We start from the raw sequence: 22,655 nt of genomic DNA, 5'->3' as shown, positions 1-22,655 counted from the left end.
GAGATTATCGGAGCGGCCGAGAATAATCCACGCAGGCCGGAAGCCTTGGCCGGATCGGATTCATCTGAGTAAACCTCCGCAGGATTGTCCCGATCACGCCACGACCGACTTGTACCCGACACCGACACCTGGAAAACTGGCTCATGCCGCTACAAACCAGGATTGGCGTGTGACCGACGTCCCCTCGCAACAGGAAGATAGACAATCCCTCCTGCCCTGGCCCGACAACTATCGGGACCTGGAGCCTGTCCTGCGTCACGAATGGGGTGTCGAGGGTGAAATCTACCTAAACCGCCAGCTCAGCGGCAAATCTGGCGCCCTGGTGTTCGCGGCTGATCTGACCGGCAAGGACTTTGCCGGACAGGCTATTTTGAAACTTGATCGAACCTCCGGCACGGACTGGTCGCAGGATCGGGAGTTCGAGCGCCACCGCCGCGCCTTCGAGGTCAATCCGGACTACGCGGCCGCGCACCTGCCGCGCATCGTTCACGCGGTTCAAAGCGGCGACGAGGTGGCCATTCTCTCCACGATTGCCGGGCGTGGGCTGGAATACGCCCTGCCATGGGCCGAATGCGCCTGGATGCCGCAACTGAACGTCGCGGGGCGCCTGGCCGACGACCTCTTGGAGTGCTGGAACGAGAAGTCTTTTCTCGACCCGGCCATGCTGAAGCCGCGGGATCTCTTGCAATCGTGGCTCGGCTACCGGCTCGACCCCAGCGATGGCGGGCGGATTCATGACTTTATCAGTTCAACCTGCGGCTTGGACCCGCTGACGCCCGCACTGTCGTTCGAGGGCGAATGGCGCCCCAATCCCCTGGCGTTCGCGGAGGAAGTCGTCGACATCGGTCCGTCGACACTGTTGCGCGCGATCCGCGGCAACGTCCACGGCGACCTCCACGGTTTCAATGTGCTGGTGCATCGCCAGGCCGAAGTGAAGCCGGAATACTATCTCATCGATCTCGATCTCTATCGCGACGACGGTTTCCTTTTCTTCGACCACGCCTATTTCGAGCTCACCTACCTGCTCGGCGAACGCCAATCGATTGAGCCCAGCCGATGGAAGTCGATCCTCAACGCGCTCAGTCCCCGCGCCCATATGCAGGAAGATGATGTCGTCACCGGTGACGACGTCGGCATGCTGCAGCTCGTCGCCGACATGCGCGACAAGGTGAAGACATGGGTCGACCGGCACGAACCCAACCGCCTGTCCTACATGGAAAGCCAGTGCCTGATGGGCAGGATCGCCGCGGGCCTGGCCCTGACGCATCAAACGCGCTCAAACGCCGTTCGCGCCATGGCGTTCCTCTATGCGGCATCCAGCCTGCAGGACTTCCTGACGCTGCACGATATCGATTGGCCGAAGAACGGGCCGGCGTTTTCCTATGACCAAGCAGGAGCCGTCGCCAGCCCGGCCGCCGCGCCCGTGGTCTCCACGACCAAGACATACGCGGCGCCATCGCCGGCTTCCAGCGCGGCTTCGGCAGCGATCGACTCGGCCCACCCATCCAAACCCGCGATCGCCGTCTTGGCGTTTGAAAACCACAGCGACGATCCCGATCAAACCTATTTTGCCGAAGGCATAGCCGGCGAGATCATCGCGGATCTTTCGCGCATGGACTGGCTGATGGTGATCGCGCGGTCGACCAGTTTTGTCTATCGCGGCCAAAACCCGGATCCGCGCCAGGTCGGCCGCGAGCTGGACGTTCAGTATGTGGTCGAGGGCAGCGTCCGCAAGGACGGTCAGAAGCTCGACATCACAGTCCACCTCATCGAGGCCGCGACCGCGACCGAACTGTGGGCCAACCGCTACACGATGGACATGGATGTCGAGGATGTCATCGCCGCCGAAGAGGACATCGCCGCCACCATTGTCGCAACCATCGGCCTGGAGGTGAACGAGAGCGAGAGCAAACGCGCCCTGCGCAAACCACCGGAGAACCTCGACGCGTGGGACCTGTACTTGCGCGCCAGTTGGTACTTCTACCAATTGAACGAGGAAGGTTCGCGCAAGGCCTATGAGCTCTCGCTCAGGGCGATCGAAAAGGCGCCGAACTATGCGCCTCCCTATGCCCAGATTGCTCTCATTGAGGCGCGCGCCGTTTTTTGGCTGCAGACCGACGATCTGGAGGGGTCGTTGAAGCGCGGTCACGAGGCTGCCACCAAAGCCGTCTCACTGGATCCTGGCAGCAGTGCGGCACACTATGCGTTGTCCAGGACCTATACGCTGCGCGGCAAGCGGGATCGGGCAATTGCCGAAGCCGAAGCGTCAATCGCGCTCAATCCCAACTCCCAAAGGGCCCACTACTTCTTGGCACTTGCCCTGATTTGGGATGCCCAACTGACCGAGGCCATTCCGCACATCGATATCTCCATCGACCTAAGTCCGAAAGGCCCCTTGTTACCGATAAAATTGGCGACCAAAGCCGCCGTTTTGGCCTTTCTGGATCGGGGCAAGGAAGCCGAAGCGACTGCTCGCGAAGCGCTGAGTCATGGCGAGAATCTCCCGGGCCTCCACATTGTCTTGGCCCTCATCTTGGCCCACCAAGATCGCATCGATGAGGCCAATGCGGAGGCTAAGATCGTGATCGACATGCGCCCGGAGGTTACCATCGAGAGAATGTCGACAATCGGACGCGTCATGGATCCTGATCTGTGGTCGCATGCCCGAGAGGTGCTGAGTCGAGCGGGTTTCTCCGAAAGCTAATCGTGGACGTCCGGCCCGTGCTGACAACGCAGGCCGAGGCAATTCCACCTCACCATAAGTCGCTCTAACTGTCGCGTCGCGACGTCTCGTAGGCGGCGGATACGTCATAGTAGGTGTCGAAGCCAATCCGCCGGCGCAGTTCGTCAAAACCCATCAGCCGCCGGTGGCGCGGTTGTCCTTCAGCCATGTCGGCCAGGGTTTCGACCATCGCCTGCATGCTGGCGGCCATCAGGCTCAATGGATAGACGGCCAGGCGGTATCCGATGTCGTAGAGTTCGTCAGGCGGCAAGTCCGGCGTATGGCCGCCTTCGATAATATTCGCCATCTTCGGCAACGGCAGATTGTCGCAAATGGCGCGCATCTCCGCTTCATCCTTCGGCGCCTCGACGAACAGGATGTCCGCGCCTAGTTCGGCGAAGACTTCGGCGCGGTGCAGCGCCTCGCTCAGGCCATGGGTCTCGCGCGCGTCGGTGCGCGCCAGGATCAAGATGTCGGCGCCGGCATCGCGCGCATCGATGGCGGCACGGATGCGGTCAAACGCCTCCCCGCGCCCGACCACCTCTTTGCCCGGCGTGTGGCCACATCGTTTGGGCGCGAGTTGATCTTCGATCATGACCGCGGCGCCGCCGGCATGCGCCGCGCCCCGCACCGTGCGCCGCACATTCATTGCGTTGCCATAGCCGGTATCGCCGTCGACGATTAACGGGATCGAAATGGCGTCGCGAATGTTCAGGACCTGATCGATGACCTCGCCGTAACTCATCAGGCCCAGGTCGGGCTCACCGATGCGGCTGGCCGATGCGGCAAAACCCGACATGAATGTCAGATCAAAGCCTGCCTGCTCAATCAGCTTGGCCGATAGAGCGTCGTAGCAGCAGGGCGTGGTGAGCAGGCGATCCTGGTCCAGCAGCGAACGGAGTTGGTTGGCAGGCGTCATGATGTCCTCATCAATACAGTCTCGCCCGGCGTAAGCGGGTGGGCTGCGGGGATCAAGTCAGGATTTTGCCGGCACGATCAATTCACCCGCCTCGGCACGCGCGAAATAGGCGCGGCAGGCATCAGCAAAGGCCTCGACCAGGCGGCGCGGCTTTCCGCTTTGCTGACCCAGGACCAGTTTGAGCGGTTTCGCCTGCGTTCTGAGGGGTAGCGCCTTGATCTTATCGCCGGCGTAGCTGATGTCCGTCGACGGTCGCATGTTCAGGAGCGCGCACCCGACGCCAGCGCCGACCAGGCTCCTGACCATTTCCGTCGTCGATGCCGTGGCGACAAAGGTGGCCTCCAACCCGTGAGCCTCGAGCAACGCGCGGCAGTATTCGCTGGTGAACGGTAGGTCGAGCAACACCAGCGGGACTTGATCCAGATCGTCGAAGGCAAGAAATGGACGCTTGGCCAAACGATGCTTGCCGGGCACGAGTACGTAGGGCGGCGCTTCGATCAGCGCTTCCCATTCGATGCCCGGCCGAACGTTCTCAGCGACGAAGACAATCACATCAAACGCACCGTTCAACAGGCCGGCCTGCGCGCCTTCGTTATCGCACTCGACAAAGTTGATGCGAACGTCGGGGTTGTCACGAACGAGCGGTCCAACAATCGACGGCATGAACGCGGGCGCGACCGGTGCGTAGTATCCGACCGACAAGCGGCCCGAGAGTGCCGTGCGTAGTTCGGCGCCTTCAAGCATCAGGTTTCGATACTCGTCCAGCAAATGGCGGATCTTGCGCATTAGTTCGATACCCGCCGCTGTCGGCCTGATGCCTTTGGCGGGATAGCGCTGCAAGAGTTTCAGACCAAACTCCTGCTCGACCTGCTCGATGGCGCTTGCGATCGCCGACGGTACGACATGCAGCTCTTCGGCGGCCCGCGCGATCGAACCGCGTTCCGCGGCCGTCAAGAAATAGGACAGTGCCTTGATCGACAGGCGCATTACGCGCTCCGATCGCGTCTAAACCTCAATTAATCAGGTTTTATTGACCTAAAAGACAAATTTTTCAAGTGTTTGGGGTTTTGATTAGAGTGAGCCAACTCCATCAGTCAGGACGCCAGCATGAGCATCCAGGACACCGCCGGAGCCGCCGGCCAACAACGCCGCGGCGGGTTCGCCAGTCAGTGGCATTACCGCCCCGACGTGCCGATCCAGGTCTCGCCCCTGTTCGCCTGGCCGCTGGAACCCCTGAAGATCGCGCGCTGGATCTGGGGCTCCTGGTTTGTCATCACCGAACGGTCGATCCTGGTCGTTGTCGCGTTGTTGTCCTGGTTCTATTTTCAGCCGCCGCTCTCGGTCACGCGCGACCTGGCGCCCGGTTGGATCGCCGAGATCTATCTGCGCAACCTCGTCCTCATGATCATCGTCGCCGGCGGCCTCCACCTCTTTTTCCATACGTTCCGTCGCCAGGGCGATCGGCTGCGTTATGACGCCAGGGATCTCACCGGAAACAAACGCGGCTTCACGCTGGGTAGTCAGTTGCGCGACAACATGTTCTGGACGCTGACCAGCGGTGTCGCCGTTTGGACCGCCTACGAAGTCCTGATGTTCTGGGCGATGGCGAACGGCTATGCGCCGCTTTTGCTATGGGACGACAGTCCGGTCTGGTTCGTCGTCCTGTTCTTCCTGACGCCGATCTGGATTTCGTTTCATTTCTACTGGGTGCATCGCTGGCTGCACTGGCCACCGCTCTACAAGCGCGCCCATGCGTTGCACCACCGCAACGTCAATGTCGGCCCGTGGTCGGGTCTATCGATGCATCCGATCGAGCACGTGATTTTCTTTTCCTCGATCCTCATCCATTTCGTTGTTGCCGCGCATCCCATCCACATCCTGTTCCACATGCAGCATCAGGCCCTGACCGCGGCGACGTCCCATACCGGCTTCGAAGGCCTCACGGTCAAGGACAAGAACCGCCTGGCGCTCGGCACGTTCCACCATCAGATGCACCACCGGTACTTCCGCTGCAATTACGGCAACTTGGAAATGCCTTGGGACAAATGGTTTGGCTCGTTCCACGACGGCACCGAAGCCGCGCACGATCGCATGAAACAAGGCTGGCGTAAGGATACAGGCAAGGCGTGATGCCGCCTGTTCATCGTCGCACCGCCACACGCCAGGGGTTGGCTCCCAACCGACTCTAAGGGACTCTTTTAAGTGTTCGCCGCTAGCCGGTGATTAGTTCCTCGGCCAGCCAATCGAACACCAGGCGAATACGGCGGCTGGTGTTGAGTTCGCGGTGGGCAACCAGCCAGACATCAATGACAAACGGATCAAGCCAGGTAGCCGCGCGGCGCACCAGGGGCTCGGCATCGCCGACCTGCTCAATCATGACGCCGATGCCCAGGCCTTGCTTGACCAGCTCCCAATGCACGAGATGGCTGGTCGATGAGAGCGCGAAGGCCTTGGTGGTCAGAGCCATGCCGCGGTCATTCAAGGCTTCCATGTAGCGGTCGTTCTCGTGAAAGCCGATGAATGTTGCCTTCGCCATGTCGTCCGGCCCATCAAGCGGACCGATCCTGGCGAGGTAGTCGGCGTTTGCGTAAAGACGGACGATGCCATCGTTGAGACGCTTGGCGATCAGATCGGAGTCGGTCGGCCGGACACTGCGTATCGCGATGTCGGCTTCGCGGCGGCGCAAGTCGCTGATGCTGTTCGAAGCCACCACCTCGATCGCGATGCCGGGTTCTTTCGCGCGCAGCTTCGCCAGGATCGGCGGCAAGAGGTAGGCGGACGTGACCTCCGTCGCCGTAATCGACACCGTACCTTCGATCGATTGAGACTGGCCCGAGGCGGTCAGCGATACCCTATTGGCCGCATCGCCCATGGCGCGGACATGCTCGACCAGCTCCAGCCCGCTCAGTGTCAAGGTCAGCCCACGACCGACACGTTCAAAGAGGACGACGCCAAGCTCCGCCTCCAATGCGGCGACCTGGCGCCCCAGGGTCGGCTGCGTCATGCCGAGGGCGCGCGCGGCGGCCGAGAGCGAGCCCTCTTCTGCCGTTACCAGGAAGGCCCGCGCGCGATTCCAGTCAAACTTGACCGCCCGCCAATCCATGCGTTTGTGCATATCTAATAGGCAAACACTGTCAATTCATATCCTATCTATGCAGAGATAAAAGCACCGCCGAAAGGTTACTCTCAGCATGAAAGACATCGCCATGACCGTCATCGACCATCCGGCAACGCCCATGAAACCGTCAGCAAAGTTCTGGGACCGGCACGCCAAGGGCTATGCCAAACGTCCCGTCGCCAACCAGGCGGCCTACGAAGAAAAACTCCGCGTGACGCGGGCGTACTTCGATCCCACCATGGAGGTTCTGGAGTTCGGCTGCGGCACCGGGTCGACGGCGCTTGCCCATGCTCCCTTCGTAAAACACATCCTGGCGACCGACATTTCGGCGAAGATGCTGGAGATCGCCGAGGAGAAGGCCCGTTCCGGGGCTATCGAGAACGTGACCTTTCAGCGCGTCGAGTTCGACGACATCACGGCGCCGGCGGATGGCTTCGATGCTATCCTGGGCATGAGCATTCTGCACCTGCTCGACGAGCGCAATCCGGCGATTGCGAAGGTCTACGAGATGCTCAAACCCGGTGGCATCTTCGTTTCCAGCACCGCATGCCTGGGCGACACCATGAAGTGGTTCAAGATCATCGCGCCGGTCGGCCGGTTCTTCGGCCTTATCCCGCTCGTCAGGATTTTCACCGAACAGGCGCTCATCGACAGCATCACCGGTGCCGGCTTCCGAATCGAACATCAGTGGCGGCCGGAAGAAAGCGTCGGCGTCTTTATCTTGGCGAAGAAGCCCGGCTGACGGCTCCCGGGGCAAGGCCGTCCTCTGGCTCAATCAATCGCTGAGAAGCAGCAGGGCTGGTGAACGCCTGATCTTTTCCTCGGCCCGTTCGGCAATTGCCTCGTGAAGGCTTGCGCCGGTCTCAGTTCCTGTCGTCAGATCGATCAAACGGCCGCGTTTATCGGCGATTTCTTCCGCGACGCTATCCCCGTCCTCGTCCGATATCGCCAGGCTGCCTCCAGGCAGCAACAGAACCATGCCTCCGTCGTGCACCGCGGAGAGGATGCGGCAACCCAGGGCAACATGGCTCTTGAGACCCTGGAGCTTCTCAGGCAGCAGCGCATTCAAGGCCCTGACGACCCGACTGCCGATCTTCGGGTTACACAGCCTGTCGATCAGACCCCAGCAGCTACAGTACCCACGATCCAACTCGATGAAGTTGTCGATGACGATCGCAAGCTCAGGCATAGCGCGCGCCATCAAGATCGCCTCGGCCACACGGGCGAGCTCGTCGTTCTGTCCGACGTCATCGTTGGACGCCATGGTCCAGAACATGCCAACGCAAGGCACATGCAACAGAGCCTTGTATGTTGTATCGGCAAGGCACCGCTGCACCGCCAGGCAACCGTCCAACGGCGGCGTATCGCGCCTGATGCCGAAGACGAACCCGTCCACCGCGTCGACCAGGTCGGCTTGGCTCAACACCCACGCCACCTCGTCGGCCAAGTCCGCGTGCATGCCGTGATGGGTGGTCCAGCCTTCGACTTCCGGGCGAACAGCGTGCAGGTAGACCTCAAAGCCCGATGATTGACGCAGGTCCCTTAGCGGCCCGGCCAAAGCCGGCCACTGATCGAACACGGCGACCACCTCGATGGCCCTGATGTCCGCCGCGTGTGCGGCGAGTGCGGCGCGGCGTTCCTCGTTCGGCGGCCCGAACATAACAACGGTGAAGTGGTGGCCAAGCGATGACAGCAGTTTAACCCGCTCAGACACCCGCGGGTCCAAAAGGTCGGAAATTGGGATCCTCAGGTCCCTGATACCCATCTCCCAAAGAGCGGCGAGCGGGTAGTCGTTACGCACGTGTTTGCGTTCGAAGATTTCCAGCCCCCAAGGCGTCGGGATATCCACTTCATCGCACCACGGAATCCGCAGATCCACGGTGACCGATGACGCGCTATCGCGCCACGAATGCGTGCGGCAGGGGTGATCGTCGCTGGCGCGAATCAGATGCGGCACATGGCCGTCCGCGAACACGTCGACCCAGAAGAACCCGATCTTCGACGGATCGAAGCTGCCCATATCGCGCGTCGGCATGGTGCGGAAGAACTCCATGTAGTCGGCGCGGATAATACCCGTCGACGGCAGCACGAACTGGTGCATGCCGTTCAGGTGGTTATAGAAGAAATTATGAACGTGCCCGGCGTAGTAACCTTCGACCCGGTAGCGCCCCAACAGTTCGATAAGCTGTGAACGCCCGGGCTCGTCAATGTTGTCATAGAAGCCCGGCTCGTCCCTTGCGGACAGATAGAGCGGGTAGTGGGCGAAGACGAACGTCCGCTTACCGGCATTGGCCGACAGCGTCGCTTCCAGCCAATCCCATTGGTCTTGTTCCTCCTCCAAATCCGAATTGATCAACATGGTGTTGATCACAAGGAACAAGCAGCCCTCATGCTCAAAACTGTAGCGTTGCCGACCGAAGTGCTGCTCGTACTGATCGATGGCGCGCTTCGTGATGGAAACGTTGGCATCGATGTTCGGCAACGCGGGATGAAGCTTCTCGCCGATGTCGTGATTGCCCGGCACCAGGTGGTAAGGCATGGAGAACGAATCGGAGGCCTTGTGAAACGCCTGGGCCGAATCGACAAACGCCGACGACACGGGCACGGGATCGGTTATGTCGCCCAGATGAACGACAAACGCCGGCTCCATGGCATTAACGCGTGCGACCAGATCGTCATAGAGGTCGGCCAGTCTGTTACCGGATGCATCGCTGCCTTCGAAGGAGAGGTTCTCCTCCTCGGTCAGATGGGTATCGGCGACGATGGCGAAGCTGAAGAGCGGATCGTCATGTCCGTTTTGCACACGCATACCGCTTCAGCCCCCTCGCGCTCACCGCCACCGACCTCCGCGGCGACACCACCATCGGCGCGGTCGCCAACATCCCATCGATCAGTCTTTAGACGACAAACTAGTCCAGATCGCTCGCTGCGTGGCGTTCGGGCGCCTGGTGCTCTTCCGGGCCCCAGGTCCGGTTGACCTTGCGGCCGCGCTTTACCGCCGGGCGTGCCTCGATCTCCTCTGCCCACCGGATGACGTTCTTGTAGGACGCGGCGTCGATGAACTCCGACGCCTCGTAGGAATCGTTCAGCACAAGGCCGCCGTACCACGGGTAGTTCGCCATGTCGGCAATGGTGTAGTGGTCGCCGCACACGAAACGCCGCTCCTCCAGATTCTGGTCGAGCACGTGAAGCAAGCGCTTGGTTTCCATGGTGAAGCGATCGATGGCGTACTCGATTTTCACCGGCGCATAGGCATAGAAGTGGCCGAAGCCGCCGCCAAGATAAGGCGCGCTGCCCATCTGCCAGAACAGCCACGAGAAACACTCCGCCCGCTCGGCAGGCTCTTCGGGCAAGAACGCGCCGAACTTCTCGGCCAGGTAGACCAGGATCGCGCCGGATTCGAAGACGCGGGTCGGCGGCGTCGTGCTGCGGTCGACCAAGGCAGGGATCTTGGAATTGGGATTGATCTCAACAAAGCCGCTGCCGAACTGGTGGCTGTCGCCGATCTCGATCAGAAAGGCGTTGTACTCGGCGCCGGTCTCGCCGAGCGCCAGTAGCTCCTCCAGCATGATCGTCACCTTGACGCCGTTGGGCGTGGCGAGCGAATAAAGCTGAAGCGGATGGTCGCCAACCGGCAGTTCCTTATCATGGGTCGCGCCGGCGATCGGCCGGTTGATACTGGCCCAGGTGCCGCCGCTATCGGCTTCCCACTTCCAGACTTTCGGTGGTGTATAAGACGATGATTCGGACATGGTCGTTACTTTCCACGTTGTGAAGGCGCATGCGGCAGCGATGGAGATCACGCGAGCGTGAGTGACACGAAGGCCCGCGCGGATGACAGATATGGGGAGAGTTTAAGCGCGTGCCAACGCCTGTCCAACCGGCAAAGGAGAAACAGTTTGCACATCAGCCAGATGAACTGGAGCCAGGTTGAAGAATACCTGGAGGGCGACGACCGTGCCGTGCTGCCGATCGGCAGCACCGAACAGCACGCCGGGCTCAGCCTGTCGGTCGACAGCATCCTGAGCGAACGGGTTGCCGTCGAAGCCGCGGAGCCCCTTGGCGTGCCCGTGTTTCCCGTCGTGTCGTATGGCCTGACACCCTATTTCATGGCCTATCCAGGCACCGTCACCCTTAAGCGCGACACCTATGACCGATTAATCCGAGATATCCTGGAGAGCCTGGCCGCAAGCGGTTTCCGGCGGGTTCTGATCGTGAACGGCCATGGCGGCAATCAGCCTGCCCGCGCCACGGCGAAGAAATGGGTGGCTGACCATCCGGAAATCCAGATCCGCTTTCACAACTGGTGGAACGCGCCGCAGACGAAAGCCAAGGTGTTGGCGATCGATCCGGTGGCGACCCATGCTTCGTGGATGGAGAACTTTCCGTGGACTCGGCTTGACGGCATCGAAAACCCTGCGGAGGCCAAACCGCCTGTCGACATCAGCGATCAAGACGAACGCAACCCGCAGGTCCTGCGTCAGAAGCTGGGCGACGGCAACTTCGGTGGCTTCTACCAGCGCTCCGACGACGACATGCTGGCCATATGGGCGGTTGCTGTTGAAGAGACGCGCGCGCTGATTGATAGTCCGTGGTCATGACATCCAGCGTGGACACGACCAACGGCACACGCGGCGCCCTCACTTATGTGGCGCCGGTTGTCAAATCATCGCTTTACCGTACCGGTGACGTGCTGACCCGCCGCGACAAGGACGGCAGCGATGCCGGCACCGAAGGCCTGCTGATCGAGGAACGGGACGTCGCCATCCACGATGCGCGACAACTGGATGATAGCGAACGCCGGACCATCGATACCCATGGCTTCGAGATCATCAACCGGCCGCTCAGTGATCCCGGCCTCGACTTCTATGATCACAGACAGATCGTGTCGGCCTATTACGCGGATTGCGAGGCGATCATTCGCCACGAGACCGGAGCCCGAGGCGTCTTCGCCTTCGACCACAACGTGCGCTCGGCGAGCGGTAAGGAAAGCAAGAGACGGACCGCCGGCGGCCAGTCGGTGCAGAACCCCATACACATGGTGCATGGCGACTATACGCTGACCAGCGCACCCCAGCGCCTGCGTGACCTGGCCCAGACTCCGAGCGCCAACGACACCTTGCGCACCGTCTTGGCGGACGGCGAGACACTTCTCGATCCGGCCCAGGTGGAAAACGCGGTGGAGGGCGGCGGACGCTACGCGATTATCAATTTATGGCGCAGCATCGCGCCTGAACCCGTTGCGATCCATCCACTGGCGCTGTGCGACGGCCAGACGGTCGCGCCCGACGATCTCGTCGTCTTCGAGATCCACTATCACGACCGCATTGGCGAGAACTACTTTGCCAAACCCGCGGGCCAACACGGATGGTGGTACTACCCGGCGGCCAACCGCGACGAGGCGGTGCTGATCAAACAGTGGGACTCTGCGGGCGAACTCGCCCGTTCCGGCGGTGCCCACGCCGATGCCAGTGTTGGAAACGGTACGGCGCCGTGCACGTTCAGCTTCCATACGGCGTTCAAGGATCCGGCGTCACCGCCCGACGCGCCGGATCGCCAAAGCATCGAGGTGCGCTGCGTGGTGCTCTACGACTGAGTCACGGACGTTCGGTCAACCGCGAGCGTCTTGATGCGGCGGAGACATGACCGATTCAGGCTTGGCGCGGAAGGCCGGACAATTGGATAATGGCGGGCAAGACACCATTGGCATCGGGGGAGGCCATGAGATCTTCAAGAATTTTGGGTGCGATCTGTCTGTTCACCTTTGTGCTCGTCGCGCTGACGGGACCAGGAACGTCGGCACGCGCCGCCGACACGGTTGTCGACGTGACCCGCCTCATGTCCTCCGGCACCGGTAGCAGTTTGCGATTCTACGATCAGAACGCGCGTTTGATGTTGAGTGACGTGGGCCTCGTCTTCCGGCCCGACGGCGACCACAACACGGTTGCCGAGGTGGTCAATGCCGACTCAGGCGACGTCGTGGCGACCGTTGCCTTCTTTCCTGACTACCTGTGGTCGGACTCCGTCTTCGCCGCCGTCAGACCGCAGGGGCCTGGCGTGGTGGACCTGCCCGGCGCAGGCAACTACCAGCTGCATTTTCTGGTCAACGGCGAGATCGCGACGACGTTCCCGTTCGAGGTTGTCGCGGAAGAAAGCGACGATCCGTTCGATCCCGACACCAAGTTTCATTATCGCGGGCCGTGGGACGACTTCGTCTTCCTGAAGACGTCGCGGACGTTCGAAGACCATCCCGTCGAGGTCGTCTTTTGGACGAGCGCGCTCGATCTGCCGTCGCCCGACGGCAGCGGCGAACTCATGATGATGCTCTATAAGGACGGAGAACTGCTGGCGCGCAACAAGAACGCCAAGATCGTTCACAAGGGCTCCAACCTCTATGGCCAGTTCGCCATGACGCTGCACGAACCGGTGGACAACCCCAATGCCGCCGGGTTCCCCATGGAGCGCCTGCTGGGTGAAGACGCCACCTACAGCCTTGTCATGGAAATCGACGGCACGGCCGTCAGAACATTTCCTATCATCGTGAGCGGCGGCGCCATCGTCGCGAGTCCGCGCAGCGAGCCCGGTTACGAGCCGCGCGACGGCTACCTGGCACCCCGCTGGTTCGACTTCGATGAGGGCAGCGTGCCGAGCACGGCGGCCGAGGAGATCTTCTGGCTGGAAGCGAACTAGGGAAACAAAAACCGCGCCCTACGCGTTGGGCCAGATCGCGATCCACTCTAGGGCTGTGCCAAGGCGCCATGGACCCAATCAAACCCTCAGCAAGCGTTTGTTGAGGCGACGCCTTGTCGGCCGGTGGCGATACGCCCGCCTACCGGCGCAATCTCATGGTTCAGCAGCTTCGCCGTCACGAGCGATAATGGTCTTTTCGTAGTCGACCTCGCCGTCAGGCCCTATCAAGGTGATGGCGTCACCATCCAACGCAACACTCCAACAGCCGTCGTTCGACGGAAAGGTTAGTTCGATGCAGATCGTGTCACTGACGACGACCCATGTCCCGTCATAGACCCCGTCATCACCCTGCATCGTAATGGTGCCATCAGGCGCGAAGTACTCCGTGTATTCGTCGCCACCAAGGACCGTTACCAGCAGCGTGCTGCCGGCAATGGCCTGCTGGATTTCTGTCCCGGACAGCGTCGCCATCGCCTCGTCCTGCGCCGCGGCTGGTACAGCCATGGCACAGAGCGAGGCTGCCACCAGCCTCGGCTTCTTTCCAATCAGCATCCGGCCCTCATGGTTTCCTCTGACGTCTCTGCCCACCAACCTACCTGCTTTCGATGCTAGAGTAGATCCTGCTTCGAAGGCAAAGCCCCGCGATGCCGTCAAAGCAGATAACACCGACCTAGCGCTTGACGAAGAGCTTGCGCGGGAAATCGCAGAACGGGACGGCCCCGCGCTTCGTGACCCGAACACACTCGCTGATGTCGACCGCCCAGTCATCCACCGTTACGGCGGGAATGACATGAAGTGTCGCGTTCTCTCTCAGCACTGACCGGTCGTTTGGGCGAAGACTGACCGTGTGCTCTCCCCAATCCGGCGGATAGCCGAGACCGGTCGAGTAGCCGATGCGCGATTCCTTGGTTATGCCGTGACGTGAAACCACGCTTCGCCAAGCAGCCTCCACGTCATGACCGGTGACCCCTGGTCTCATGGCGTCAAAAGCCGCCTGCATACCTTCCAGCACGACCGCGGCCGTTTCGGTAACCTTTTTTGGCAGCGGCCCCAGAAACACGGTGCGCGTTATCGGACAGTGATAATGAAACCGAACGCCCGCCAGTTCGAGCACGGTTCCCTCGCCTTTCTTGAACGTCTCATCGCTCCACGTCAGGTGTGGCGCCGCGATGGCCCCGCCTGACGGCAGGACCGGCGGCAACCCCGGATAATCGCCGCCAAACTGCGGGGTGCCCTTGACCATCGCCCGCCAGATCTCCGCCGCCGCGTCACACTGTCTGACACCTGGTTTGACCGCGTTGATGCCAGTACGCATGACCTTCTCCGCGATCCTCGCGGCCTGCGTCATGTACGCTATCTCGTTCTTCGATTTCACCAGACGCACCCAGTTGACCAACCCGGTCGCATCCTGGAACGTTGCCTTTGGAAGGTGACGCTCCAACACCTCCATCGCCCTGACCGTGAAGTAATAGGCCTCCTTCTCGACACCGATACGCGCACGGGCCCATCCCTTTTCTTTCGCAATCTCGGCCAGAACCTCCATCGGGTGGAATCGGTCCGACTGCACGTAGTGATCGGGATACTCGAAGATGCTTTCGTCCTTCAGGAATGTGGTCACCCGCGCGCCGTTGGCGTCCATCGGGCGGCCGAACCAGATGGGCTCATCATCCTCCAGACCCAGGGCAACCATCTGGTGAACGAAGAAGGACCAACCGTCATAACCGGTCAAGTAGTTCATATTGGCGGGGTCGGAGACCATCAGCACATCGACACCGGCTTCACGCATGTGTCGTCTGGTGTTGTCGACACGGCGCCGATACTCGGCTCTGGAAAACGGCGGCTTCATGATGTCACGCCCCTGAACATGTCTTGCCGCCGAGGCTGCGTCTCTAAGCACAAGCTGACGTGGGCCGCCTTTAGAAGAACACGTAGGACCGCACCACGACATTCTTTCGGCAGCGCGCGTCGGCGGGCGCTGTCGGGTCGATGCAGGCGGAATGGAACGACCAGCGCGACACCGAACCGTCGGTCACGGAGTCATAGCACTTCAGCATCGAGACTTCCGTCGGTGTCTGCTGCGGGATCCAATACCACTCGTGGTCGGGGCGATAGGTGAATCGTGTCGTCTCGCCGACGCGATCGTCGTAGATCCGATAGTTGTTGATGTAAGCCTGATCGGCGAACGACGGCCAAGCAGCCAGGACGAACGGGTACTGCTCTACCGTCTCCATGGGCAGTGCCAAGTTGATCGACATGAAGCGGCGCGACATTTTCGCGTCGGCCTCGGCCTCCGTATAGTGCTGTTCGCGCCCGAAGTTCCTCAGGTTCTGCGTCAAGAGCTCACGGCAGCGCACGCGACCGCTGTTGTCGTTCAGGTCGTTGTGCACCAGGTTGACGTAGCTGGCGTTGACGCCCGGGTTCTTGGCCGCCTGATCTTCAGTGCGGTCGCCATCGTAGTCCTTGTCGAAGACGTCGTGGTTATAGACCAGTGCATCCGTCGCACCGGGGAAGAAGTCGAGCAAGAGCTCTTCCATCTCAGGATAGAAAACCCGCTCGACCTCGACCGAATCATAGAAATTCGTGCATGCGGACTCATGATGCGCCAGGGCGACACCCAGCCTGTCCATGCATTCGGGCGTATCGGGTTTGAGACCGGGGTAGTAATCGGCGATGCGTCGCGCGTCGCGCAAGACGTGCGGAAAGTAGAGAAACCGGCGCGAGAGTTCGTCTTCACCACGCCGCAACAGCGCTTGCTCCTCGGCGCGTGCGGGATCTTGCCACAACGCGTTTGACGAGACGACGACATAGGACGGTTCCTCGAGCACTGTATAGCGCAACGGCAACACCACGCCGCCTTCCGGCGCCTGGATCCCCTGCTCGCGGATATGGGCGACACATTCGTCATAATCGCGGAATCCCGGACCCCAATCTGTTTCGATCGGGCCGGGCGGTGCGGTGTCCAGCATGTCGACAAACGCCTTGACCTTGCCGCCGGTAATCTGATCAAGCGCCGCCTCAAGCGCGGCGCCGGTGCCCGCATCGCCGTTGCGTTCGAAGGACATGAAAGAGACCCCGCCATTGGCGGCGATCGGCGGCGCCTGGCCCGCCGTCAACTCCAGCGACGGCACAAAGCCCGACATTTCGTTTCCGGTTGTATCTTCTTGCCTTTCCATAGCGTGCCTCCGATGAAACACGGGCAGTCTTGGCTTAACACACCTATGTTTCCTAGGGGTGATCTCGGCTGGTCACGCGGCTCGGCGGAAGCCCGTCCATTGGCTAAATCGTTACAACACAGCGTTTCGGCGTCAACACCTACGAGCAGAGACGGCCTTCACATCATGAACGCGGCCGACCGGCGCGTCTCCACGCTACGGATGATCTGCTAGGACTTGCAGCGTGTGAATCGATCGAATTCACGGATGGTGCGACGACATTCGTGTGATGTATCCGGCGACCTTTTCACCGAACGCGGTCAATGGCCTGATTGACGGCTCGGACCGGGTGGTGGCCGGCAAGAAGTTGTTTGGCGGCGACGGTGGCCGCGCGCGCCAGCGGTGCGTTCACCAAACAGGTCGTACTGGAGGCGCTGGATCTGGGCCCGATCCTGCCCATGGCGCAGGACGCGGCTGGGGCTTTCGAACCGGCCGGCTGATACGAGCCGCTGCGCCGTCCCGGCGGCATCCATTGTTCGAATTGATCCAACACTGCGTTGCATCATTCGTGACTACGCAGACGATGGATCGTGGCGCATGGTTTGTGAGGCCGCTGGACGAACCTATCGCCAACCGTTGCAAGGACCATCCATGACCAAGAACAAACCCACCGGCGGATGCATGTGCGGCGCCGTGCGCTATGAGTTGGACGGCACGCCGACCTGGAATGTGTACTGCCACTGCACCAGTTGCCGCAAACACACGGGCGCGCCGGTCAGCGTCCTCATCACCTGCGTCCCGCAGCAGGTGCGCTGGACGGCCGGCGAACGCGCTTACTACGAGTCCTCTCCTGGCCGTTTTCGCGCCTTCTGCCGCGATTGCGGGACATCGCTGACCTGGGAGGCGGAGGTGAAGGGCAACGCTTGGCTCGGCATTCATGTCAGTACGCTCGACCATCCAGAGGACTTCCAGCCGGTCGAGCATGTATTCCACGGCCACGCGATCCCGTGGTTCGATACCGACGACGAACTGCCGCGCCACGAAAGCACCAAGTTCGCCGAGTTCGGCGTTCGCGAGCCGGGCTGGCGCGAACAAACCCCGGTGTAGCCGCCAGAAGGCATCATGGCGCACACATGCGTCATGATGCGCCGCCAACGCGCCTTCTTGGGCCGCCAACCGGAGCCGTGCTAGCTTTCCCGTAACCATGGAAAGAGACACGGGCCAATCAATCGTCGAGGCCACCGATGGCGGCGGTCACGATGATGCCGCGGTTCCCTTTACCTGGCGGCCTACCGTGCCGGAAACCCAAGGTATCGATTCGCGCCATCTCACGCGCGCCTTGCGCGCCCTTCACGATGACGGCATTGCCCTGCACAGTCTGATCATCGTGCGCAACGGCGACGTCGTTCTCGAGGTTTATGCGCCGCCCTACGACAGGAACACACTTCACAACGTGAAGTCGGTGAGCAAAAGCATCATGTCCGCTCTGGTCGGCGTGGCGCTTCGCGAGGGTCTGTTGACGGGGCTCGACCAGACCGTTCATCAGGCTTTCCCGGAGTACATCGCCGACGACACCGACCCGCGCAAGAAGTCGATCACACTCCGGCACCTCCTGACCATGACCTCAGGCCTGGATCTCGACGAGAACGGCCCGATCTGGGACGGGATCGTCTCCAGCGACGATTGGATCAAAGCGGCTCTCGACCGGCCGATGTCGGCGGATCCGGGCGAGCGTTTCCTCTATTCGACCGCACTGACACACATCGTGTCAGGCATCCTGAGCCGTGCCAGCGGCCGGCGCATGCTCAAGCTTTGCCGCGATCACCTGTTCGATCCCCTCGGCATCGGCGAGGTCCAGTGGCGGCAAGACCCGCAGGGTTATGACTTCGGCGGCGCAGAGCTCTTCATGAGACCTCGGGATATGGCGGCCTTCGGCCTCTTGTACCTCAACGGCGGGCGTTGGAACGGCAGGCAGATCGTACCTGCGGCGTGGGTCGAGGAATCGACGGGCAACCAGATGCAGGGCGTCGACGCGGACGACCGGTACGGCTACTGGTGGTGGCGGGACCTGACCGGCGATATCGGCTACCGGGCCTCAGGATGGGGCGGCCAACACATCGTCGTGCTGCCCGGACTGAACATGGTCGTGGCGGCAAACTTCGGTGACCCAAACGGACTGCGCAGGTTCTTCGAAGGCTTCGACGTCTCGCGGATCGGCAGTGAGACCTTGCCGCCCAATCCCGAAGCCGCGCGGGAACTGCAAGCGCTGGTCTCGACGATCCAGCATCCAGAGCCGACATCGGTTCCCGAACTTCCGCCCCTCACCCGTGACGTCACGGGACGGGCCTATCAAATGGACGGTACGGACCGGACGTCACCCTATGACGCCATAACGTTCGACTTTGACCGGTCCGATCGCGCTTGGATAACGTTGGCCACCAAGGACGGCTCGCACCGGCTCGCCATCGGTCTCGACGGTCTCTACCGCTCGACCGCCTCCGGCCTCTTCGGTCGCATGCCGTGCGATAACCGTATCGCGCTCAGAGGTCGGTGGACCGACGACAGTACCTTCACGATGGACTGGATCGATGTCGGCGACCCAAACCATGCGCGTCTCGTCTTCAGTTTCTGCGATGACGAGATCGTCGTTGATGTGGATGTCGACCCGGCCGGCGAGCATGTGATGTTGCGCGGAAGCTGCGGTCCATAACGAAACAAGCGAGTCCGACCGGTGACGTGAGCGCGCCTTGGCCGCCTTGCTTGACGCCACCGCCGGTGCGCTCAAGGATCAAGCGCACGAGCGCTTGTTCACAAAGAAGGTTCGGTCATGCCATCGATTGCCGCCACACTCGCCACGCTACTCGTATTGCCGCTTGCCGGTCTTGCCGTGTCACCTGCCCAAGCCGACGACATCCCTAACCTCGTCGGCGAGTGGCACGGGACGTACAACACGCTCGTCTATCACGACAACGGCACGCATATCGGCAGCGCCACCATGGTGCTGACCATCAGTCGCCAGGAGGGCGAACTCATCTTTGCCAGCCACACCTGGGAGCTCCACGAAGACAATTCCGGCCAGCCGGACGTGGCCGGTGAGGCCGTTCGTGGCGGCGACGAGACGCTGATCGGCGTCGTCGAGTTCGACGACGACGACATCACCCTGCTTGAAACGCACGACAACGGCATTTTCGAGTTGGAGCTCGAGCGACGCAATGTGATGGAAGGGATCTATCACGAACAGGGCCACCACGAGGCGACGATCTTCCGTGTACGTCTGACGCGCCAGAACTGATCGCCATCCCAAATGACAACCGGCGCCGGACGGTTGTCCGACGCCGGTGCGCCTTCAACGATTCAGGTTGGCCTTGGTTTAGGAGACGGCACTCTCGCCGGTCTCTGGACCTATGCCCTGGCGGCGGCCACGGTCGGCCATGAACTGGTCGAACTCGGCCTTGTCCTTGGCCTGGCGAAGCTGGTCCAGGAAGGCCTTGAACGCCTCTTGCTCCTCTTCCAAACGCTTCAGCGTCTCTTCGCGATACTCGTCGAACGCGTGGTTGCCGCTCGACGGTCCGGTATGCCGCTTCTCATTGCCGTTTTGCGGTTCGGAATAGTACCAACGGCCGCGGCGGCCACAGTCACGCCAGAATCCCATGCGTCCACTCCATATCAGATAGGCCAGAATCGCCAGACCAATGGGCCAGAACACGATAAAGCCAAGCACCATCAAAACGATCCAGGCTGGCTTTCCGTAGTGGTCCACCTTCGCTGCGAGTTCCATCTCAGCCTCTATGTTAATGTTTAATACATTAACATACGTAAGGTCCGCCTAACCCAGAGTCAAGGCCGGTTTGGCGAGAAATCGGTAAAAATCGGCACTTTCGCCACCCAATACCTCACGATTTGGGGTCTTTGCCCAGTCCGTCAAGATAGATGAGGAATCCGGCCTCCAGCAGCTCCTCCGGCGTCATCGGCAGTTTGCGCCGGGCCGCATCGCCACGGGCGAACAGCGAGGCGATGCCGTGGGCGAACGACCACATGTGCAGGCTCACCATGCGCGCCGGCGGGCGGCGTTCCTTGGGCAGGCGCGCCACCATCGCCTCGGCGGCGCGCTGCAGAACGGCAAAGGACTCATCCGCCGCCTTGGCCAGTTCCGGCGTCGCGTCGGGCGCCACCTGGGCCTCGAACATGGCGGCGTAGTAGGCGGGTTCGGTACGCGCAAACGCCAGATAGGCCCGGCCCACGTTGTCGAACGCGGTCACGGGATCTGGCGCGCCGTCGCTCCAGGCATTCTCCAGGAACGCGCCGAAGCGCTCGAAACCCTGACGCGCCACCTCGGCGACCAGGGCATCTCGATCGCGGAAATGGCGATAGGGCGCGGCCGCGCTGACACCGGCGCTGCGCGCGGCCTCGGCGAACGAAAACCCGGCCGGCCCCTTCTCGCCGATCAGATCCAACGCCGCCTTGATCAGCGCCTCGCGCAGATGACCGTGATGGTAGCCGCGCCGTCCCTCGTCCTTCTTGTGCCAGCTCATGTTAAAACGTTTAACATGGAGGAACCGCCGCGCGTAACCCCGTTCAAGAGGTCACCGGAGCAACCATGTCACTGACGACTCTCCTTGTCCCCACCTATAGGAACCTGCTGCAGGCCCTCTCGGCCTGGCTCGATAAAGCGCAGCAACAGGTGACGGCCGCGGACGCCGAGGCCTTGTTGTCCGCGCGGCTGGCGCCCGACATGTTTCCGTTGTCGTCGCAGATCCGCTTTGCCTGTTTGCAAGCGCGGGAAGCGGCCCACCGTCTTCGCGGCGAACCGCTGGCGGAGGCGCTCGACCAGTTGGCGCGCGAAGGCCAAAACGCCGGCGATCGGCCGGGCACTATCGCGGAGGCCCAGTCGCGGATCGGCGAAGCCCTCGAATCGCTCGACGCGCTTAAGCCGGACGCGCTTGATGATGGCGCGCAACGTCCGATCACGCTCGAGCTTCCAGGCGGCATGATCTTCGACATGACCGGCGACGCCTACGCGCGCGATTGGGCGCTGGCACAGTTCTATTTTCACGTGGTCACCGCCTACGCCATTCTGCGCGGCCAGGGCATCGAGCTCGGCAAGGCCGACTATGTCGCCCACATGTTCGCCTATCTTCGGCCTGGCACGATGCCGGCTGCTTAGTTGTTGTCCCACACGCGCCACGTCGCCATGCCGTCATCGGATTAGTTTTTCTTTCCGAAAGCGCGAACAATCTCGTTTGTCAGGGTCGCAGACGCCGTGAAAGCATCCGGCCGCGCGCCGCGCCTTGCCTGAACCACCACGGGAACGCTCATCGATGCCCTACACGCTTTACTTCAGCCCAGACAGCGCCAACATCGTTGTCCGGATGACCTTGGAGGAAATGGGTCTCGCCTATCAGGACCGCGAGGTACCGCGCAAACGTGTCGACCGCGACGATGCGTTCATGCGTCTCAACCCGCGCGGGCTGCTGCCGGTTCTGATCGATGACGACGACGACTTCGCCCTTTTCGAGACCGGCGCGATCCTGCTTTACCTGGCCGACAAGCACGGCCAGTTGGCGCCGCCCGTGACAGAGCCAAGAGCAAGGGGCGCGGCCTTGAAGTGGCTTTTCATGCTCTCCAACACACTGCACGCCGACCTCGCCATGCGCTTTTATCCCGAGCGCTACGTCATCGGCGAGGCCGAGGTCGATCCGCTCCTGTTGGCGACACGCAAACGCGTGCACGGTCACCTGCAGATGATCGATGACGTCATCGGCGCTCACGATGGCGACTGGTTCCTGGAAAGCGGGCTTTCAGTCTGCGATTTCTATCTCGGCTGCTGCGTGCGCTGGGCGCAGATCTATCCGGTCGGTGACGAAGCGATCGACGGCTCTGACGTCAAGGCAATGACGAACCTGACGACGTTCTTGAGCAAACTGCAGGAACGACCGTCCGTACAGCGGGCGCTGGCGCGAGAGGGCATCACCGGCAATGCTTTCATCGACGCCAAGGCACGCCTACCTGCCCGCGAGCGCGACAAGATTGACGCCGCCATGCCTTGACGGAATC

Annotated in this window: 22 protein-coding genes; 12 read left to right on the top strand and 10 right to left on the bottom strand. The window is 61.6% G+C overall.

Annotated elements, in window-relative coordinates:
- The first annotated feature begins 169 nt into the window (after positions 1-169).
- The gene (locus AAF563_14710) at positions 170-2,704 is read left to right on the top strand and encodes a hypothetical protein (GenBank protein ID MEM7122530.1); all 2,535 of its coding nucleotides are present in this window, start codon (positions 170-172) and stop codon (positions 2,702-2,704) included.
- A gap of 64 nt (positions 2,705-2,768) precedes the next feature.
- On the opposite strand, the gene AAF563_14705 is transcribed toward AAF563_14710, so the two are convergent.
- Together AAF563_14705 and AAF563_14700 are read right to left on the bottom strand one after the other, a co-directional pair.
- Entirely contained in the window at positions 2,769-3,641 is an 873-nt protein-coding gene (locus AAF563_14705) for an isocitrate lyase/PEP mutase family protein (GenBank protein ID MEM7122529.1), read from the bottom strand.
- A 57-nt stretch (positions 3,642-3,698) separates the two neighbouring features.
- A complete protein-coding gene (locus AAF563_14700) occupies positions 3,699-4,628 on the bottom strand; it encodes a LysR family transcriptional regulator (protein MEM7122528.1) in 930 nt (309 codons plus the stop codon).
- Positions 4,629-4,748: 120 nt separating this feature from the next.
- On the opposite strand from AAF563_14700, the gene AAF563_14695 reads away from it, so the two are divergent.
- Entirely contained in the window at positions 4,749-5,771 is a 1,023-nt protein-coding gene (locus AAF563_14695) for a sterol desaturase family protein (protein MEM7122527.1), read from the top strand.
- An 82-nt stretch (positions 5,772-5,853) separates the two neighbouring features.
- Here the strand turns inward: AAF563_14695 and AAF563_14690 are convergent, their stop codons facing one another.
- On the bottom strand, positions 5,854-6,744 hold the full coding sequence (locus AAF563_14690) for a LysR family transcriptional regulator (GenBank protein ID MEM7122526.1): 891 nt from the start codon (positions 6,742-6,744) through the stop codon (positions 5,854-5,856).
- 88 nt (positions 6,745-6,832) lie between these two features.
- Here AAF563_14690 and AAF563_14685 point away from each other — a divergent pair, with 88 nt between their 5' ends.
- Positions 6,833-7,501: a class I SAM-dependent methyltransferase gene (locus tag AAF563_14685; GenBank protein MEM7122525.1), complete on the top strand. Its 669-nt coding sequence runs from the start codon at positions 6,833-6,835 to the stop codon at positions 7,499-7,501.
- Positions 7,502-7,534: 33 nt separating this feature from the next.
- Here the strand turns inward: AAF563_14685 and AAF563_14680 are convergent, their stop codons facing one another.
- A complete protein-coding gene (locus tag AAF563_14680) occupies positions 7,535-9,568 on the bottom strand; it encodes a metallophosphoesterase (GenBank protein MEM7122524.1) in 2,034 nt (677 codons plus the stop codon).
- A gap of 100 nt (positions 9,569-9,668) precedes the next feature.
- A complete protein-coding gene (gene yghU, locus AAF563_14675) occupies positions 9,669-10,511 on the bottom strand; it encodes a glutathione-dependent disulfide-bond oxidoreductase (protein ID MEM7122523.1) in 843 nt (280 codons plus the stop codon).
- 147 nt (positions 10,512-10,658) lie between these two features.
- Between yghU and AAF563_14670 the strand changes: the two genes are divergently transcribed.
- From AAF563_14670 to AAF563_14660, 3 genes are all read left to right on the top strand, one after another.
- Positions 10,659-11,360: a creatininase family protein gene (locus AAF563_14670; GenBank protein ID MEM7122522.1), complete on the top strand. Its 702-nt coding sequence runs from the start codon at positions 10,659-10,661 to the stop codon at positions 11,358-11,360.
- Positions 11,357-12,355, top strand: a complete 999-nt coding sequence (locus AAF563_14665) for a CmcJ/NvfI family oxidoreductase (GenBank protein ID MEM7122521.1) — start codon at positions 11,357-11,359, stop codon at positions 12,353-12,355. The genes AAF563_14670 and AAF563_14665 overlap by 4 nt, the downstream gene beginning before the upstream one ends.
- 125 nt (positions 12,356-12,480) lie before the next feature.
- Positions 12,481-13,449 (top strand): hypothetical protein, encoded by a 969-nt coding sequence (locus AAF563_14660; GenBank protein MEM7122520.1) that lies wholly within the window; start codon positions 12,481-12,483, stop codon positions 13,447-13,449.
- A gap of 153 nt (positions 13,450-13,602) precedes the next feature.
- On the opposite strand, the gene AAF563_14655 is transcribed toward AAF563_14660, so the two are convergent.
- The 3 genes from AAF563_14655 to AAF563_14645 all read right to left on the bottom strand — a co-directional run bounded on the left by AAF563_14655 (position 13,603) and on the right by AAF563_14645 (position 16,622).
- Complete coding sequence (locus AAF563_14655; GenBank protein ID MEM7122519.1) at positions 13,603-14,001, bottom strand: hypothetical protein; 399 nt, start codon at positions 13,999-14,001, stop codon at positions 13,603-13,605.
- A 118-nt stretch (positions 14,002-14,119) separates the two neighbouring features.
- On the bottom strand, positions 14,120-15,295 hold the full coding sequence (locus tag AAF563_14650; GenBank protein MEM7122518.1) for a M24 family metallopeptidase: 1,176 nt from the start codon (positions 15,293-15,295) through the stop codon (positions 14,120-14,122).
- Between the two features lie 70 nt (positions 15,296-15,365).
- Complete coding sequence (locus tag AAF563_14645) at positions 15,366-16,622, bottom strand: CmcJ/NvfI family oxidoreductase (GenBank protein MEM7122517.1); 1,257 nt, start codon at positions 16,620-16,622, stop codon at positions 15,366-15,368.
- A 350-nt stretch (positions 16,623-16,972) separates the two neighbouring features.
- Between AAF563_14645 and AAF563_14640 the strand changes: the two genes are divergently transcribed.
- The 4 genes from AAF563_14640 (at position 16,973) to AAF563_14625 (ending at position 19,893) form a co-directional block, all read left to right on the top strand.
- Positions 16,973-17,101 (top strand): hypothetical protein, encoded by a 129-nt coding sequence (locus AAF563_14640; GenBank protein MEM7122516.1) that lies wholly within the window; start codon positions 16,973-16,975, stop codon positions 17,099-17,101.
- Between the two features lie 151 nt (positions 17,102-17,252).
- Positions 17,253-17,708, top strand: coding sequence for a GFA family protein (locus AAF563_14635; GenBank protein MEM7122515.1), 456 nt, complete (start codon positions 17,253-17,255; stop codon positions 17,706-17,708).
- 97 nt (positions 17,709-17,805) lie between these two features.
- Positions 17,806-19,311 (top strand): serine hydrolase, encoded by a 1,506-nt coding sequence (locus tag AAF563_14630; GenBank protein MEM7122514.1) that lies wholly within the window; start codon positions 17,806-17,808, stop codon positions 19,309-19,311.
- A 117-nt stretch (positions 19,312-19,428) separates the two neighbouring features.
- Positions 19,429-19,893, top strand: a complete 465-nt coding sequence (locus tag AAF563_14625) for a hypothetical protein (GenBank protein ID MEM7122513.1) — start codon at positions 19,429-19,431, stop codon at positions 19,891-19,893.
- A 78-nt stretch (positions 19,894-19,971) separates the two neighbouring features.
- On the opposite strand, the gene AAF563_14620 is transcribed toward AAF563_14625, so the two are convergent.
- Positions 19,972-20,379 (bottom strand): DUF2852 domain-containing protein, encoded by a 408-nt coding sequence (locus AAF563_14620; protein ID MEM7122512.1) that lies wholly within the window; start codon positions 20,377-20,379, stop codon positions 19,972-19,974.
- 115 nt (positions 20,380-20,494) lie between these two features.
- A complete protein-coding gene (locus AAF563_14615) occupies positions 20,495-21,133 on the bottom strand; it encodes a TetR/AcrR family transcriptional regulator (protein MEM7122511.1) in 639 nt (212 codons plus the stop codon).
- 65 nt (positions 21,134-21,198) lie between these two features.
- Here AAF563_14615 and AAF563_14610 point away from each other — a divergent pair, with 65 nt between their 5' ends.
- Positions 21,199-21,765, top strand: a complete 567-nt coding sequence (locus AAF563_14610; protein ID MEM7122510.1) for a DUF1993 domain-containing protein — start codon at positions 21,199-21,201, stop codon at positions 21,763-21,765.
- A 154-nt stretch (positions 21,766-21,919) separates the two neighbouring features.
- Entirely contained in the window at positions 21,920-22,648 is a 729-nt protein-coding gene (locus AAF563_14605; GenBank protein ID MEM7122509.1) for a glutathione S-transferase family protein, read from the top strand.
- Positions 22,649-22,655: the final 7 nt, after the last annotated feature.

This window comes from Pseudomonadota bacterium (assembly GCA_039028155.1).
In the GTDB taxonomy this organism is placed as follows: Bacteria; Pseudomonadota; Alphaproteobacteria; order SP197; family SP197; genus JANQGO01.
This window is presented reverse-complemented; position numbering and strand designations above follow the sequence as displayed.